The sequence below is a fragment of the Chryseosolibacter histidinae genome (assembly GCF_018598225.1).
Lineage (GTDB): Bacteria > Bacteroidota > Bacteroidia > Cytophagales > Cyclobacteriaceae > Chryseosolibacter > Chryseosolibacter histidini.
The window spans coordinates 1-16,804 of sequence record NZ_JAHESF010000079.1 but is presented as its reverse complement, the minus strand read 5'-3'; the positions used below and the strand labels follow the sequence as shown (position 1 = coordinate 16,804).

General features: G+C 50.1%; 16 protein-coding genes. 6 read left to right on the top strand and 10 right to left on the bottom strand.

Translation table 11 applies throughout. The features are described 5' to 3' along the window. Window positions 1-257: 257 nt before the first annotated feature. The 3 genes from KK083_RS31970 to KK083_RS31960 all read right to left on the bottom strand — a co-directional run bounded on the left by KK083_RS31970 (window position 258) and on the right by KK083_RS31960 (window position 2,867). Complete coding sequence (locus KK083_RS31970) at window positions 258-1,298, bottom strand: MBL fold metallo-hydrolase (protein WP_254170235.1); 1,041 nt, start codon at window positions 1,296-1,298, stop codon at window positions 258-260. Between the two features lie 74 nt (window positions 1,299-1,372). Beyond that, on the bottom strand, window positions 1,373-1,969 hold the full coding sequence (locus tag KK083_RS31965; protein ID WP_254170234.1) for a hypothetical protein: 597 nt from the start codon (window positions 1,967-1,969) through the stop codon (window positions 1,373-1,375). Between the two features lie 100 nt (window positions 1,970-2,069). Continuing rightward, window positions 2,070-2,867 carry a hypothetical protein gene (locus KK083_RS31960; RefSeq protein WP_254170233.1) on the bottom strand — a complete coding sequence of 266 codons (798 nt, stop codon included), beginning with the start codon at window positions 2,865-2,867 and terminating at the stop codon, window positions 2,070-2,072. Window positions 2,868-2,996: 129 nt separating this feature from the next. Between KK083_RS31960 and KK083_RS31955 the strand changes: the two genes are divergently transcribed. Continuing rightward, window positions 2,997-3,482 carry a GNAT family N-acetyltransferase gene (locus KK083_RS31955; RefSeq protein WP_254170232.1) on the top strand — a complete coding sequence of 162 codons (486 nt, stop codon included), beginning with the start codon at window positions 2,997-2,999 and terminating at the stop codon, window positions 3,480-3,482. 128 nt (window positions 3,483-3,610) lie between these two features. Here KK083_RS31955 and KK083_RS31950 read toward each other — a convergent pair whose 3' ends face one another. Further along, window positions 3,611-4,345 carry a hypothetical protein gene (locus KK083_RS31950; protein ID WP_254170231.1) on the bottom strand — a complete coding sequence of 245 codons (735 nt, stop codon included), beginning with the start codon at window positions 4,343-4,345 and terminating at the stop codon, window positions 3,611-3,613. Window positions 4,346-4,525: 180 nt separating this feature from the next. Here KK083_RS31950 and KK083_RS31945 point away from each other — a divergent pair, with 180 nt between their 5' ends. Both KK083_RS31945 and KK083_RS31940 read left to right on the top strand, forming a co-directional pair. After that, complete coding sequence (locus KK083_RS31945) at window positions 4,526-6,901, top strand: GAF domain-containing protein (RefSeq protein ID WP_254170230.1); 2,376 nt, start codon at window positions 4,526-4,528, stop codon at window positions 6,899-6,901. A gap of 235 nt (window positions 6,902-7,136) precedes the next feature. Next, the gene (locus KK083_RS31940; RefSeq protein WP_254170229.1) at window positions 7,137-7,718 is read left to right on the top strand and encodes a hypothetical protein; all 582 of its coding nucleotides are present in this window, start codon (window positions 7,137-7,139) and stop codon (window positions 7,716-7,718) included. A gap of 17 nt (window positions 7,719-7,735) precedes the next feature. On the opposite strand, the gene KK083_RS31935 is transcribed toward KK083_RS31940, so the two are convergent. The 3 genes from KK083_RS31935 to KK083_RS31925 all read right to left on the bottom strand — a co-directional run bounded on the left by KK083_RS31935 (window position 7,736) and on the right by KK083_RS31925 (window position 9,906). After that, a complete protein-coding gene (locus KK083_RS31935) occupies window positions 7,736-8,464 on the bottom strand; it encodes a PrsW family glutamic-type intramembrane protease (RefSeq protein WP_254170228.1) in 729 nt (242 codons plus the stop codon). 29 nt (window positions 8,465-8,493) lie between these two features. Then, window positions 8,494-9,033 carry a TlpA family protein disulfide reductase gene (locus tag KK083_RS31930; RefSeq protein ID WP_254170227.1) on the bottom strand — a complete coding sequence of 180 codons (540 nt, stop codon included), beginning with the start codon at window positions 9,031-9,033 and terminating at the stop codon, window positions 8,494-8,496. 285 nt (window positions 9,034-9,318) lie between these two features. Next, the gene (locus tag KK083_RS31925; RefSeq protein ID WP_254170226.1) at window positions 9,319-9,906 is read right to left on the bottom strand and encodes a nitroreductase family protein; all 588 of its coding nucleotides are present in this window, start codon (window positions 9,904-9,906) and stop codon (window positions 9,319-9,321) included. Window positions 9,907-9,946: 40 nt separating this feature from the next. On the opposite strand from KK083_RS31925, the gene KK083_RS31920 reads away from it, so the two are divergent. Continuing rightward, complete coding sequence (locus KK083_RS31920) at window positions 9,947-10,660, top strand: hypothetical protein (RefSeq protein ID WP_254170225.1); 714 nt, start codon at window positions 9,947-9,949, stop codon at window positions 10,658-10,660. A gap of 45 nt (window positions 10,661-10,705) precedes the next feature. On the opposite strand, the gene KK083_RS31915 is transcribed toward KK083_RS31920, so the two are convergent. Beyond that, a complete protein-coding gene (locus tag KK083_RS31915) occupies window positions 10,706-11,818 on the bottom strand; it encodes an amidohydrolase family protein (RefSeq protein WP_254170224.1) in 1,113 nt (370 codons plus the stop codon). Between the two features lie 127 nt (window positions 11,819-11,945). On the opposite strand from KK083_RS31915, the gene KK083_RS31910 reads away from it, so the two are divergent. Then, the gene (locus KK083_RS31910; RefSeq protein ID WP_254170223.1) at window positions 11,946-13,052 is read left to right on the top strand and encodes a tetratricopeptide repeat protein; all 1,107 of its coding nucleotides are present in this window, start codon (window positions 11,946-11,948) and stop codon (window positions 13,050-13,052) included. Window positions 13,053-13,096: 44 nt separating this feature from the next. Here KK083_RS31910 and KK083_RS31905 read toward each other — a convergent pair whose 3' ends face one another. Beyond that, a complete protein-coding gene (locus KK083_RS31905) occupies window positions 13,097-13,357 on the bottom strand; it encodes a hypothetical protein (protein WP_254170222.1) in 261 nt (86 codons plus the stop codon). 3 nt (window positions 13,358-13,360) lie between these two features. Then, complete coding sequence (locus tag KK083_RS31900) at window positions 13,361-13,870, bottom strand: RDD family protein (protein ID WP_254170221.1); 510 nt, start codon at window positions 13,868-13,870, stop codon at window positions 13,361-13,363. A gap of 239 nt (window positions 13,871-14,109) precedes the next feature. Between KK083_RS31900 and KK083_RS31895 the strand changes: the two genes are divergently transcribed. After that, the gene (locus KK083_RS31895; RefSeq protein WP_254170220.1) at window positions 14,110-16,644 is read left to right on the top strand and encodes a M14 metallopeptidase family protein; all 2,535 of its coding nucleotides are present in this window, start codon (window positions 14,110-14,112) and stop codon (window positions 16,642-16,644) included. Window positions 16,645-16,804: the final 160 nt, after the last annotated feature.

Here is a 16,804-nt window from a genome sequence, read left to right as displayed (position 1 = left end):
CTTTCCGTTATGGCCCGGCACATCGAAAAGGATTTTGAGCCGCGGCCGTTCTTCAATGAAGTCCTGCAAAAAGAAAAAGACGAATCACACCTGCATGGCGGCATGACCGTGTTCGGGAAGGCGCAACCACCGAAGAAGAAGAAGGATCAGCAATTGAAATTGTTTTAGTTGTTTCCCGCAGATCACGCAGATTTGCGCTGATGTTCATCGTATTTTGATCTGCGATGATCAGCGAAATCTGCGGGAAATAACGAGCACTACTCTATGATTTTTACCTCACCCTCTTTCAGCGCCACAAATTTCTCTTCGTTCAGATTATGTTTCGCCAGGGCTGCCTTCAGGTCTGCTACGGGTTCATCGTGGCCTTCGTCTGCCAACGGAAATGTTCCGAAATGGGTGGCGATGCTGTTTTGTGATCTTACGTCGAGATGAATTTTGACGGCTTCTTCGGGTGAAGTGTGTATGGGTGACATGAACCAGCGGGGTTTGTAGGCTCCGATGGGCAGCAGCGCCACCTTCATGCCCGAAAATCTTTCGCCGATCTCTTTGAATGTTGCATCGTTGTAACCGGTATCGCCGGCAAAGTAAATGTTGCCTTTGCTGGTCTCCAGCACATAACCGCACCACAGTGTTGCATCACGGTCGAGCATGCCCCGCCCGGAGAAATGCTGCGCCGGCACCGCCTGCACCGTGACTGAATCACTGAGCTTTGTTTCCTGCCACCAGTCGAGGTCCGTTGCTCCGGCAATGTGTTCCTCGTCCAGAAAAGCTTTCACGCCCAGTGGTGTAATGATCCTGGGATGGTGAGCGCCAAACACGGTGCGCATGGTGGAAAGATCGAGGTGATCGTAATGATTGTGGCTGATGAGCACAACGTGGATGCGGGGCAGGTCTTCCAGTTTTATTCCGGGTAGTCGCATCCGCCGGGGGCCGGCCCATGTAAAAGGACTGGTGCGCGTGCTCCAGACGGGATCTGTTAGAATATTCAATCCATCTACCTGAATAAGGAATGTGGAGTGATTGACAAACGTAATGCGGATGTTCTGCTTCTCATGTGCCAGCGGGTGTTGGCCATAAGCTTCTGTTTTGTTCTCCTTCCACTCGCCCCGCTTGCGGGTGAACATCCACTTGAAAACCTCTTTTAATCCCTGCGGTTTCACATGGCCGGGATTGATGAATTTTTTTCCGTCGAAGTGGTCTGACACAAGGCCCTTGTAACGGGGTGCTGAAAGATAGGCGCCTACCGTGACAAAGAGAACAGGCACCGTAAGCAGGATAAACAGAATAGTGAGCATCATTTTTCTGATCATGTAAAAAAAGAAGAGGCTGCCTCAACACGACAACCTCTTCTTCAGTAGAAATTTAACAATTTTTATTGTACCATCTTGGCGATCTGTTGCACAGGAATGGTACCGGCCAGCTTGGTCACCTCGGCTTCGGTGCTGTTGGGCACGGCCAGGGTCAGCAATGTGGAGTTAAGGGGGATCTGCAGCGTATAATCGGTTTTGTTGGTCTCTGAGTCGACCGTCTTTTGCAGGATGCCTTTATAACCGTCTACTTTGATGATCTTCTGTGTTCCATCACCGGAGTTGCCCATGAAAGGGATGGCCAGGATCGCGTTCAACGATGCCACCAGCGGCGAATTGCCCATGATGTCAAGGTTGCAGGTCTTTGCGCCGGTTCCATAGTCGCGGTGGATCAGCACGCCGGTAAGGCCGGTGTTGGCAGTTACGTTATCATTTTTCGCGTTGGAAGTCATGGCGTCCATTTTCGCGGGAAGCAGCTTCAACACCTCTCTGCCGATGGCCATGTCTATATCGTTCATCGCTTGCTGCATGGCGAAACGTGCATTCTCGAGGTCACCACTGCCGTATGATGTTTTTGCCGTAGCGAGGTTCTTGCTGAAGTCCTGCGCCGATACCAGCAGGGAAGGGATCAGTAAAAAGAAAAGGTAAAATATATTCTTCATGTGGATAGTCGTTTAAAAAAATTAGTCTCTGGTTAAAGCGATGCGTTGATTTAAGTTCGAAAATTTTCCCTCTCTACGAAGTAGAGGGGGCCAGGGGGAGTTATTGTTCACCCAGTTTTTTCTTGATACCGTCAATATCGAAGGTGTTGGCGGCGCTCATCATTTCCTGCTCGCTGGCGTAGTTGATGCCTTCCCACACGATCAGCGATGACTGCCCCAGGGGCACGCTCAGTTTGTAACCTGAATTTTCGTCGTATTCGATGATGGCTTTGTGTCCTTTCACTTTGGTCTGCTTCCAGTTCTGCTGGCCACCGGTAGTTTGCGCATAGCCACCGTTGGCCATGTACATGTTCACGGCAGACATCCACGCTGAGTTGTTGGCAATGGTCGCCTTTAGCTCTTTGTCATCGTTCCTGTATTCGCGCACAATGGTAAGGCCGGCCCATCCGTAACCTGTGCTGGTAACCTGGTCTGCTTCAGCAACCTTGGGCAAGCCACTCACAGTTTCCGGAAGCGACGCCAGCACTTTCTGGCCTATTTCCATCTCCACACCCAGCATGGCCTGCTGAACCGCGTAACGTGCTTCGCCATAGCTGCCGGATTTATAGGCCGTTTCCGCATCGGCAAGATTCTGCTTTACGTCCGGAGGTGTTGCCGTAAGACCACCGCCTTTTGTATTGGTAGGACGACTGCCGGAGTTTGAACTTGAGTTGCTTTGATCTCCACTCTGCTCGCCCGAGCTGCCGGATTTTACGCCAGTCTTGTCTTCCGCTTTTTTCTCCAGCGCCTTTTCTGCTGCCTGTGAGGCCTTCTGCTTGAGCTTTCCAACAAGTCCCTGCGCCGAGCCTGCGTACGCAAACAGGATAGCACATCCAGCTAGTAAAAATTTCAATTTCATAATTTGAGTTGTGAGTTGTTTAGTATGCAATTTAATCAATTAAGTATTCTGATTTTTTTACGTAGAAAAACGTAACTTAAAAACGCTGAGGAAAAATATTCCCAGGGCAGAATTCCTTCGTTTTGCAATATGACTGAGGCTTTACAGGATGTAATTATCCGCTCTGTACGTGAAGACGACAGTTTTGGTTGGCTGATCATGCGAAAAAAATTGTGGCCGGATTGTCCACCGGAAGAGCACAAGGCAGAAATCAAAAGCTGCCTGCGCGGGCTTGACAAATTGCCGGTGTTTGTTGCCGAGCAGGTAGACGGAAACCTGGTGGGATTCCTGGAAGCTTCCATTCACCACCAGCAGCCACACAGCACATCAGAGAACGTGTTATACATCGAAGGCTGGTACGTTGAGCCCGCGTTTCGCAAGCGCGACATCGGAAGAATGCTGCTCGAAAAAGCAGAGCTGTGGGGACGTCTAAAAGGTTTCAGCGAAGTATTCTCCGACACAGAACATCACAACACGGTAAGTCAGAAAGCGCACGCAAGCCTGGGATTTGTGGAGGCTTATAGAAATGAGGAAGGGATTTTTTATAAGAAGATGTTGAAACCAGTTGACAATTGACAAAAGAGCAATTGACAACGTTTGGAGAATAGCATCCAGTTAGTCTTTCAATTCTGGATTGGAAAATACACACTTGACATTACACCCGGTCTTGTCAACTGTTTTATTGTCAACTGTCAACTATTTATTCAATAGCTCCCACTCAGAAAAACCTCAACCTTGGTGTAATACAACGTGGTGGTACCTTTATATTCGGAGTCGGTTCCGATCACCAGCCAGAGCTCGCCTTTGCTGTTACTACGCACAATGAGAGGCTGGTCGCCGAGGCCGTTGATGGCTGAATTATTCAGGTTGATCAGCGAGTAGCCGGTAACATCTGTGTTGAGGGAGGCCACATTGCCGATCTGAATCATGTCTTCTCCGTTGCTTTTCTGGTCACCCTTATCGATGTTCATTACGATCCTGCCATTCTCGATCACCGTTTTCGGTTCCGTGTCGGTAGCGCCCACCTTTACAGTAACATCTTCTCCGGGTGCACCGTTTGCTGTTGTCATTCCAACTTTGGCATCAGAAGCAAACTCCACTTTGAAGGTCAGGGTAAATTCTGTATCGGGCTGAAGGCCAGAGATCTTTCTTTTGAGGAACATAAAAAGATCTCCGTTGAGATTGTTGCCTGAAAGCATGATCGACTTGCCGCCGCCGAGGTTGGAGGGCCTGTTGGTATGGGCATACTTCAACTCAAACAACGTAGAGTCCTTAGACGGGAAGTCGGCAAAGCCATGCTTCCAATCCTGCTCACTATCGCTGAAATCAAACGAAAGGGGAGAGATATTGACCTGGTGCTTCGGATCATCCGAATCCAGGCCGCAACCTGCCGCTATCAACAGAAAAAAGCCAAAAACAACACTGGTCCGCGCGTTCATAAAGACGTTAAATCCATAGCCATAGACACTTAAGCAATATTAAAGGTTGTAGGTATAAACGCAAAATTGTGGTTTCGGGGCCGTAACCTATACACCTCACACTAAAATTTCAACACTTCCGTCTCATTTAAAGAACTCTGTTTTCAGGAAAGCCGTTTTATCGGCATAAACCGCGCATCTATGCATATTTCTACCACCAGAAAATTCCCATTCAAATCGGTGCTCAGCCTCCGCCAGCTGATAGAATACTGGGAAAACGCTATTCAAACGGGTGCGGTTCCTGCTTTCGCCCACGGCCTGCTCGACGAGCTTAAAAATGCCCCTGAGCTGAAGGAGCCGATCCAGGACTTTTCCGTGCTGGAAAAACACCGCGCGCTGGTTGAGTTTTTAATGACGGCCGTGATCTCGCCAGCAAGCCACGAATACGAGCTTTCCGCGGCAACGATCCCCTTCCAGTTCGAATCTTTTTACGCCACCAAAGCTTTTAACAGAACCCTGAGCTTCGAGCAGATCGCCAGCTGCGCCGCCGTGAATATTCCCGGCAAGGATATCAATATCGGTAAAACCATCCACGCCTGCCTGCTCATCCTGCAGAAGTTTTATGGTGTGGACATCACCATTGACAAGCCTATACTCTTTACTATCCGCAACCCCGAAACGGGTCTCGACAAGGTTTACAAGGTGGAAACCGGCAAACAGTTCATGGAGATCATTGCCAAAACCCCGCCGCGTCCCATCGATCCGAAGGTGGTCAAGTTTCTTACAGAGAAAGTGTATGACGTAGACCTCTGGCTGCAGTACATCAGGCCCGAAGACTTCGAGTTCCATGGTTTCATGATCTTCCGCTTTGTTGATGTTACCGAGCAGGAAATGCTCTCGGCCATCAAGTACGATCTGCTGGAAAAAAATGCTGTTACCAGGAAAGAGAATTTCGCCGCCATCCAGCAGAAGCTCAGGTCTATTTTCGGCATGCCCGACATCAAGCTGGGACTGGCCTACTTCGATTCAAATAGCAATATCGTGATCAGCCACAGTGGCCACGAAAACGCTGAGCGTGTAAAAAGCCTCGCAGAAACAACGCCCGAGGCAGCGTGTGAATACCACGGCTCCGTTTACGAGCGCAGCTGGATGGAGAAACGTTATATCACCATAGAGAATCTCGAAACGTATCCCTTCAAAAGCAAGGTCGAAGAGACATTGATCGCCAACGGTGTTAAAAACGTGCTGCTGGCCCCATTGCTTGAAGACGGGGAGACCATCGGCATGCTTGAGCTTGCTTCGGCAACTCCGGGAAAACTGAACCCGATCAGCGCCAACAAGGTTGAGAACGCCCTGCCCATGTTCACGGCAGCATTGAAGCGTGTGAAAGAAGAGACCGCCACAGAAGTGAGGGCTATCATCCAGGAAGAGTGCACCAACATTCACCCTACGGTGGAATGGCGATTCCTGGAAGCCGGCACCAACCTCCTGCATAAGCGCAGAAGAGGCGAAAAAGCCGTGCTCGAAGAGATCGCCTTCAAGGATGTGTATCCCCTGTTCGGCCTGGCCGACGTAAGGAACTCATCGCTGGAACGCACCACCGCCATTCAGCAAGACCTGCTGCAGAACCTGAGGCTTGCCAAAGACCTGCTGCAGAAGATCAACAGCACCAAAAAACTTCCGTTGCTCGAGGAAGTGATCTTCAAAACCGGAGTTCAGCTGGAAAAGATCAGCAAGGGAATGGCCTCGGGAGACGAAAGCAACGTACTGGATTTTCTGAAGCACGAGATCAATCCGCTGGTGCAGCATTTTGAAGACGACAAAGACCACGAAAAGAACATCGCCAAATACCGTCATCACCTCGACCCGGTTTTCGGCGTGGTGTATAAACGCAGAAAAGCATTTGAAGAAAGCCTGGCGCTGATCAACAAGACCATCAGCCTTCACCTCGATGAGGCCCAGCGTGCCGCCCAGGAAATGTTCCCGCACTATTTCGAGAAATATCAGACCGATGGTATAGAGTTCACCCTGTACCTGGGAAGCTCGCTTACGCGCGATAAAAAATTCGATCCGTTCTACCTCAAGAACTTCAGGTTGTGGCAGCTGCTGCTGATGTGCGAGACCGACAAGAAGATCGCGCAGCTCAAGCCCCGGCTCAAGACCAACCTCGACATCACCCAGCTCATCCTGGTGCACGACCAGCCGCTCTCCATCCGCTTCAGGCCCGATGAAAAACAGTTCGATGTAGACGGCGCTTATGATATCCGTTACGAGATCGTTAAGAAACGGATCGACAAAGCCCTGATCAAGAATACCGGAGAGCGTCTCACGCAACCCGGAAAGATCGCTGTGGTGTTCAACCAGACCAAAATAGGTGAAGAATACAAACGCTACTTCGATTATCTCGCCACCCGCAAGCTGATCAAAGACAAGGTGGAAGAGCTTGAGCTGGAAGAGTTGCCCGGCGCCAACGGCCTCAAGGCACTGCGCGTGGAAATCGCCACACCCACATCGCCGGTAGGCCTTAAGAAAGACGACCTGCTTCGTGATATCGAAGCCGCTGTTAGAATGCACTGAAAAACAGTAGGCAGTAGACAATTTTCGATAGCTTCGCTATCGGCAGTAGACAAAGGATCAGTGTTAAATAAACCCATTTTCCTTCGATCGAGGCAACAAACGCTTTGTCCTTGACCTCCCGTTGTCAACTGCCCCCGATGACTATCGGGGTTTGCCTACTGTCTACTATTCTCAGGCTGGCAAGCTTTTTTTATTGGTCAGGGAATTTGTATGCTTACACCAGAATCCAGCAACTATGAGCAGAATATCTGTATCTGTAGTACTTTTTTTGCTAGTGGTATTCGCTTGTAAGGAAGTATCGTTTGAAAATCCTCAGCCGGAAGGCAGAAAAGCGCTCACATCAGTACCCAGGGCGTTGCAAGGAAAATACCTGACGCTGACAGACGAAGGCACACCCTCGAAAGACACAGTGGTCATTACAGAGCACGGTTATCGCTTCGGATATTTCGATGTGGCAGAACGTTCGGGCAAGAACGACCGCTACGAAGAGGGCGTGCTCAGCGATACACTCGTCCTCAAATCATACAAAGGATATTACTTCCTCAACCTCAACGAAAAACCGGAATGGCTGCTGCGCGTGCTCCGGCAGGAAAAGAACGGAGACCTCATCTACATGAGCTTACAGGAGAAGAACACAGACTTCAACGATTTTCTCAAAAAACTGTCAGCCGAGATCAGGGTGGATTCCATCCAGAAAGAAAACGAGACATTGTACCAGATCGATCCAACGCCCGCCATGCTGATGAAGCTGATCCACAAGGGATATTTCGCTGAGTCGAGATTGATCAGGATCAAAGAGCAAGCTGTGAGTCGTTAGCTGTGCGCTGCGAGAAGTTATGAGTCTATCTCGTGGCTCGTAGCTTTAGGCTTGCGACTAATAAAGGGCGAGGCCTGCTGATGCAGCTTGATGGCATTGCGGGAGAGCAGAAGACCGATCAGAAGCGAAACAACAGCGCCGATCCAGATACCGGCCCAGACGCCTGTTACTCTTTGGATGAACCAGAAATAATCGTACGCTCCATGGAAAATAGTAGCCGCGAGCAGGGCAATGAAACTGTAATAGGCGCCCATGCGGTGCTCGAATTTTGCTTTTCCAAGAAAATAGCCCATCATCACACCAAACGTTGCGTGGGCCGGCACCGCGGTGAACATCCTTAGAATGCCGGTCTCAAAGCCGTATTGAAAAACATACATCACGTTTTCAAGGGTGGCAAAACCCATGCTCACCATCACCGCGTAAACAATGCCATCGAAAGGCTCGTTGAAATTTTTATTGGGATAGAGGAGGAAACGTACAAAAAGGAACTTGCTGAACTCCTCCACGAGCGCCACTTTGAAGAAGGCATCATAGAACTCATGAAGCAGGTCGTCTTTGCGAAGCGCGACCAGAAATTCAAGGGGCACGCTGATGAAGAGGGTGATCAGCGTACTGAAAACTCCGTAGAGGAAACTGGCCAGCAACAACGAGAGCGGCTCGCGCTCATGTTTGTCTTTGAGATAAATGTACAGCATGATGGCAACCCCGGGTGCCAATGCTATACCTAAAAGTTGAAATGCGTTCATGAGCGGGGTTTAGAAATTGTGCTAAGCGCTTATTCTATATGTTCTTCTACCTCGTCCATCTTTTCTGTCGTGTATTTTCCGGACGTAGCGTATACTATTTTCCCTTGCGGATCGAGTACGAAGAAATAAGGAATATCCCGTTTTTCAAAATCGAGCGCTTCCTTGTAGGTTTTAAGCTCACCCCGGTAGAACAGGATGTAAGGCAACAGCTGCGGATCGACATTCTTGATGGCTTTCTTTTTGGCCGTGCCGGTGGCGGCGGCATTTACGCCTGTGAACATGGGCACAAAGTAGACATTCACATCGTAAGCAAAACCAGACATCAGCCCTTTCGATTTCTGAATGAACTTCTGAAATACAGGCTGAAACCACGAGTTGAGCTCATCTTCCGATTTTTTTGAATATGCCATGCCTATCAGCGTATATTTTCCAGCCACGTCGCCCGGCAGCTTCACTTTTTTGTCTTCTACTGTTTCCGCTTCCATTGCCGGGAATGTTTTTCCAATTACCTGGGCTTCCGCAAAAGCGGCACAAAGAGAAAAACACAGCAGAATCATCGATCGCTTCATAGTCATTTAAATTTTTGAGTTTAAGATCTCACATCAAGCAAATTTGCTTCCTGTTTTTATCGATGTAAAAGAACGTTGAGGGCGGCATTTATACAATGCATCAATGGACAGATTCGATAGTGTAACTGAAAAGTCCACGGGTAACAGTAGGCAGTAGGCAAACCCCGATGGTCATCGTGGCAGTAGGCAAAAGCGGTCAGAAATAAAGCGATTGTCGCTACGATCGAAGGATTTTTTGCCTACTGCCCGATAGCGAAGCTATCGGAATTGCCCTACAGCCTACTTCTAGGCCACCCACTCCGTAAATTCCTCAACCGGTTTCCGTTTGCCGGCTACGAGCACTTCTTTGGGAACGCCCACGTGAACAAAGCCGATGAGTCTGTCTTCGGGGCCGAGGCCGAACACGGGCTTTGCTTCTTCAAAATAGGTGATGCCACCGGTGCTGAGGTAACAACCCACACCATAGGCGGTGGCGGTGAGATACATATTCTGCACGGCACAGAACACAGCGCCGGATTCTTCGATCTCGGGCACTGAATGTTTAGGGTCGCGCTTCATGCACACGGCAATGATGTGCGATGAGAGCAGGGGTTTGTTGAGCAGGTTCTGGTATTTCTCTTCCTTGAAGGTTCCATCACGTTCTGTTACAGTCTTGTAAACCTCTGCCTGTGCTGTTGCGAATTTTTTTAAACCTTCGCCTTTAAACACCACAAAACGCCATGGCTGGGTCAATTTGTGGGTTGGCGCATAGCTCGCGTTAACGATCATCTGCCTGATGATGTTGTCATCTACTTTTTCTCCCGTATAAAATTGTGGAAAAACGGATCTTCTCTTACGTATGAGGTCATTCACTGCTGCGGCGTCAAAAGTCATAGTTCTATTTTTTGCTAAATTTACATGAAACGCTACCAGCATGAAAAAATTATTACTCGTATTACTTGTAATGTCTGTAATGTCATCCTGCGCGCCGACGTATGTTCCTAACCTGCGCAATTCACCGATGTTCGCCAAGGGCGGAGAGGTACAGGTAGGAGGTCAGATCGGCAACGGCTACGAAGCTCAGGCCGCCATATCGCTGACCAATCACATCGGCATCATGGGCAACTATGCGTACATCGATCGCAGCGGCACCGACCCCGATGATGAAGACGATTACCTGCGCCACAAATTCTATGAAGGCGGCATTGGCCTTTTCGATAACGATGGCAGCATGTTCATGGAAATTTTTGCAGGCTACGGCAGGGGTGAAGGCAACAACTCCGCGAACTTTTTAGGCGTTGAGGCAGCCAGCGGCAAGTATGAGCGCTACTTCATTCAGCCCGCGTTCGGCTTTAACAAAAAGGTGATGCACTTCTCTTTTGTGCCCCGTGTCTCTATCGTGAATTTTACCGAGTTTACCAACGGTACCACTACCGTTAAGGTGGACGAAAAACCCAAAGTATTTTTCGAGCCGGGGTTCATCGGTCGTGTGAATGGCATGAACAACCGCTTCTTCTTTACCTTTCAGGCGGGTTTCTCAATGACCACCGAGAGCAATCTCTACTTCGATCACCGCTGGTTCCAGACCGGTATGGGTATGGGCTTCCGTTTGGGAGGCTACAAACCTGATGTTGTTGAAGGAAAATAGTTTTTCAGGGATGACATCCTTTGAAAGAATGTCATCCCTCAAATCTTATTTAGGAAACTGACTTGCGTCGATATTAGGGATCACCTTCAGCGCATTTTTGTAGTAGATCTTTTTAAGCACATCGTCAGGCAGCTCCAGGCCGTACATCCTCCAGAAGGCGTGATAACGTTTGTGATACGGAAAATATTCGTCTGCCGTCTCCAACACCCTGAAATAGGTCTCGTACTCATCGGGCACCCAGCTGTCTTTTCCAAACATCACCCTGTCCTGATACTTGATCAAGAAAGCGCGGGCAGCGCGGGGTTGTCTTCCCAGCTCGGCGATCACGGCACCGATCTCGGTATACATGTTCGGGAATTTTTCCATGAGCTCTCCCAGCTTCTGAAGGTCGCTGCCATACCAGCCCATGTGCGCGTTGATGAATTTTGTCTTGGGATGTTTTTTGAAGATGTTGTGCTGCTCGGCGATGATGGTCTCCCATGAAACGGGGTCCGTATCATGGCGGCGTCCGGGATGAAGCTTGAGCTCGAGCCACCGTTCGTTGTTCTTGTCGATCGGTTGCCAGAACTGTTTCGGATCGGCAGCGTGGATCAGCACAGGAATTCCGAGCTCGCCACATTTGGCCCAGATGGGATCGATGCGCGGGTCGTCTATCTTGATGCGGTTTCCTTTGCTATCGTTGGTGAACATGCCGAGGCTCTTGTAGATCTTCAGTCCGTTGGCACCTTTCTTCACATCGTCTTCAAGCTGTTTCACCATGCGGCTCTGCCATTCCGGATCGTCAATGGCGGCGAAGTCCATATTGGTAAAAACGATGAACCGCTTCGGGTTTGTTTTCTTCACGTTCTCCAGCGACTTGTCGAGGTGCTCGGTGCTGCCACGGCCACGACCGCTCAGGTTCACCATTACGGCCATGTTGAGCGCATCCATCTCCTTGGCCAGCGCATGGAGGTCTTGCGTGGGCATGCTGAACTGGTGATTGTGCACGTCGATGAAGGGAAATTTTGCGCGGGTCAGCTTGTGTTCAGGCACCACCAGCGATGACGGCGGGTCGTACTCTTCAAAATCCATCTTCATATCCAGCGGCCTTTCCTGCGCCCACGCACAGGAGGTGAAGGCAATTACTGATGCAAAGGTCAGTGCGGTCTTAGAGATCATACAAGAAAAAAGTTTTTCCAAGATACAGGGATTATGGATATATCGTTTAAAATTCTGTCAGGCGGATTAAACCGTGTGTCGGTGCATAAAAACATGAATAATTCATAAATTCGCGGGAGAACCGAATATGAAAAAAGCTCAATTTCTGATCTGCCTCTGGCTCACGGCGTACGCCGCCCTGGCACAGGATCCATTGGAAGCAGCCCGTAAAAAGCTGCAGGCCGAAGATTATGCCGGCGCCAAAGCTGACCTTACCAAGCTCATCGACAGCAATCCGAAGAATAAAATAGCGCTGAACCTTCGCGGGCAGGCCCGTGCGGGGCTTGCCGACCTCTATGGTGCCATCGGCGATTACAACATCGCGCTGGAGATCGACTCCACCTATGCCGACGCCCTGAACAACCGCGGCGAGGCAAAGCTGAACCTCGGCGATGACGACGGCGCCATCACTGACCTCGACAAGGCCATCAGGTTCAATCCGAAGCTCGCCGACGCCTACTCCAACCGCGGGCTGGCCAAATACAACATCGAAGACCTTCAGGGCGCCTACTTCGATTTCAGCAAAGCGCTGGAGCTCGGGCCCGCCGATGCCGACAAATATTTCAACCGCGGTTTCATCAAGGCAGAGCTGGGTGAGTACATCAGCGCCATCGACGACTACACCAAAGCCATCGAGATGGACAAAACCGATGCAACGCTGTTCAACTATCGCGGCACCGCACATTATCACGCCGAGAATTATGATCAGGCCATCGCTGATTTCGATCAGGCCATCAAAATGGATCCCAAAGACGCCCTGAAATTCGAGAACCGCGCGCTGGCCAAAAGTGCCAAAGAAGATTTCAAAGGTTCGCTAGAAGATTACAACAAGGCCATCGAGCTCGACGGTGAAGATCCTGATACCTACAACCTCCGCGGCGTGGTGAAGTTTGCTTTACAAGACCATGACGGCGCCATTGCCGATTATACCAAGGCCATTTCGCTTGACGATTCAAACCCTGTTTATTTTGATAACCGTGCCCTGAGCAGGACTGAGAAGGAAGATTTTGCCGGGGCGGTTGAAGACTACTCTGCCTCCATCGATCTTTACCCGGGCGACCCCGAAACTTACTATCAGCGCGGATTGGCTAAGCTGAACATGAACAATCAGTATGATGCCTGCCTCGATTTTAAACGCGCCGACGAGATGGGCTCACCCGATGCCAAAGCTGCCATCAAGAAGAACTGCAAATAAAAAGGATGACATCCTTTCAGAAGGATGTCGTCCTTGATTAAGATCTACGAAAAAGCGCCGTCGCCGAAACCGGCAAGCAATGCCCCGATGATGGTGAACCACAGGATACAGGCGATGCCGAGTCCGATGGCCATCCAGATGAGTCGTGCTTTTGCCCAGTTAGCCTTGTTGGGATTTTCAGTGCTGCCAAATGCCCAGACAAACAGCATGATGATGTTCACTAACGGAACGATCATGATCAGATATATCAGAACCCACTCTTTGGTGGTTACTACGGCAGCTGTAGTTTGCTGTTGATTTTCCATTACCTATTTTTTAACGACGAGGGTACTGGCGATCATGTCATGCAGGGCCTGCTTCTTCTCTGTGAAGGCGGCCATCAGATAACCGATACAAAGGATCATACCTGAAACATATTTTCCAACGGTGCGCAGGCAGGCTTTTCCAAAAGAGATACGCTCTCCGTTCATATCTGTAACTTTGATGCTCAGCGCCATCTTGCCTATGGAAGCCTGCACCTTGGACGATTCAAGGATGGCAAAATACAGGAATGAGATGGCGGTGGTCAGGATCCAGATGGAGCCCGCCGCTGCAAATATGCCACTCATCATACCGATGGCTTCTGCTTCACTTAGTGTTTCGCCACTCTGGATCTGCGGAAGGAAGCTCAGTCCCATTAAACCAAGGATCGGCACAACAACAAAAGACTGGAGCACTCCAATGATGATGTAATCGATGATCAAGGCTACGAACCTGAGGCCGAAACCCGCATAGTTGGCGGTGGCTACAGGAGAAGGGGCAGTGGTAGTTGTGTTCATAGTTACGGATTTAGCGTTTATTAAAACTAACGTAATTTAATGAAAAATGAACGCATAAGCGTTGACGCCCACCAGATCTGTAAACACCTGGCAGCCGGGAAGCAGGATAATACGGCAAATACAAGGATGACATCTTTTAGAAGGATGTCATCCTTACCTGAAGCCTTTTATAACAAAGCGATGGGCCGCCAGGCGCCTTTTCAACATTTTCAATTAATTTGACCGAATAATTATCCGCTATGAACAAACGTTGCTGGCTGATCATGCTTTGCCTGGTCACCACCCTTTCACAAGCACAGCAGAAGTTGCTGAGCCCAAAAGAATTTTTAGGTTACGAGCTCGGTGAGCGCTTCACCCGCCATCACCGCGTGATCGAGTATTACAAACACGTGGCCGATGTTATGCCCAACGTTGACCTGGTGCAGTACGGTGAAACTTACGAGTACCGTCCCCTGGTGTATGCCGTGGTTACATCGCCCGAAAACTTCAAAAATCTTGACCAGATCCGCCAGGACAACCTTCGCAGAACGGGCCTGGCGGAAGGCACACCTGCTGGCGATAAAAAAGCGATCGTTTGGCTGAGCTACAATGTGCATGGCAACGAAGCCAACTCACTGGAAGCTTCCATGCAAACCTTGTACGAGCTCGCCAATACCGGCAACAACAAAACACAGGAGTGGCTCCGGAACACCATTGTGATCCTCGACCCATGTCTGAACCCTGACGGCCGCGACCGCTACGCCAACTTCTATAACCAGTACGGCAATCGTATTCCCAACCCCAGCGGCGATGCCAAAGAACACCGTGAGCCCTGGCCCGGCGGAAGGGCCAACCACTACCTCTTTGATCTTAACCGCGACTGGGCCTGGCAGACACAGGTAGAGTCGCAGCAGCGTCTGAAAGTATACAACCAGTGGATGCCCCACGTTCACGTCGACTTCCATGAGCAGGGCTACAACAACCCTTATTTCTTCGCGCCTGCTGCCGAGCCTTTTCATGAGGTGATCTCTCCGTGGCAGCGCGAGTTCCAGCTGATGATCGGGAAGAACAACGCTAAATATTTCGATGCCCAGGGATGGCTCTATTTTACCAAAGAAGTTTTTGACCTGTACTATCCCAGCTATGGCGACACGTATCCTACTTACAACGGCGCCATCGGCATGACCTACGAGCAGGCCGGCGGAGGTTTCGGGGGTCTTACCATCACTACTGAGACCGGCGATCCGCTCACGCTCAAAGACAGGCTCACGCACCATTATACCACAGGCATTTCTACCATTGAGATCACTTCGATAAATGCCACACGGGTGGTTGACGAGTTTGAGAAATATTTTAAAGAGAACAATACCAATCCCGCGGCCGCTTACAAAACATACGTGATCAAGTCCGATAACAATCCTGACAAGGTCAGCCAGCTCACCGCTTTGTTCGATACACATGGCATCCGTTATGGCCATGCTTCGGCAGGCAAGGCCGCCAGGGGTTTCGAGTACCAGACCCAGGCGCAGGGCAGCTTCAATCTTACTACAGACGATATCATCGTGAACATATATCAGCCCAAGTCAAGATTCATCACCACCTTGTTTGAGCCGCAGTCGAAATTGCCCGACTCGCTCACGTACGACATCACCGCCTGGAACCTGATGTATGCTTACGATCTGAAGGCCTATGCCCTGAACGAACGCATCAACACCGGCAGGGCATATCAACCTAAAGCTGTAGAGAACAACCCGGTCAACAAACCCTACATCTACGTTTTCAAATACCAGAGCTTAAAAGACGTGGAGTTCCTGGCCGCCCTCATGCAGAAGGGCATCAAGATCAGGTCGGCAGAAAGATCTTTCAGCGTTAATGGTGACACCTTCGAGCCTGGAACGCTGCTGGTGCCCCGCAGAAATAACGAAAACATCGCTTCGTTCGATAACGTCATAGAAGGCCTTGCCCGGCAATACGGCAGAAAGATCTACACGTCGTCAACCGGTTTTATGGATCGCGGCCGGGATGTGGGCTCGGGAGACGTGAACTTCCTGAAGGCGCCCCGCATCGCCACGGTGTTCGGCGATCAAACTTCGTCGCTCTCTGCCGGTGAAGTATGGCACTTCTTTGAGCAGCAGGTGCATTATCCCATCACGCAGATCGGCACGGAATATTTCCGCAGCGTAGACCTGAAAAAATATGATGTGCTCATCGTGCCCGAAGGTTCTTACAGGCTCTTTGACGAAGGCATATTGGAGCAGGTATCATCCTGGGTCTCCGGCGGTGGAAGGCTCATCCTGGTAGGCAACGCGCTGAATGCCTTTTCGGAGAAGAAAGGATTCAGTTTGAAAGTGTATGCTTCGGATGACGAAAAGAACCAGGCCGAGCGCAAAGAGAAAGAGCTGAAGGAAAAAGAAGGCGTTACGCGTTACGAAGATGCCGAGCGCAAGCAGCTTTCGGAAACCATCTCTGGTGCCATTTACAAAGTGAGTCTTGACAAGTCGCATCCCCTGGCCTTCGGTATGAAAGACACCTACTACACCCTGAAGACCAGCGAATCGCGTTTCGCATATCTCGATGACGGCTGGAACGTTGGGGTGATCAAAGGAAAAGCGAAACCCGTTCAGGGCTTTGCCGGAAAAAATGCCAACCACAAGCTCGACAACAGCCTCGTATTCGGTGTTGAAGAAAAAGGGCAGGGCGAAGTGGTGTACCTGGTAGACAACCCGTTGTTCCGCTGCTTCTGGGAGAATGGCAAGATGATCTTTGCCAATGCAGTGTTTATGGTTGGTCAGTAGGAGAAGAAGCTAGGAGCCAGGAGTCAGGAGTCAGAAGGGCGCCCCAAGGGGTCGACGAATCGGTACTGAAGAAACACCGTACACCTTGTCCGTCCCTGAAATAGGTTGACCATAAACGGTTAACTTATGACAAGGAAAATTACAGTAAGAAGCTGTCGAG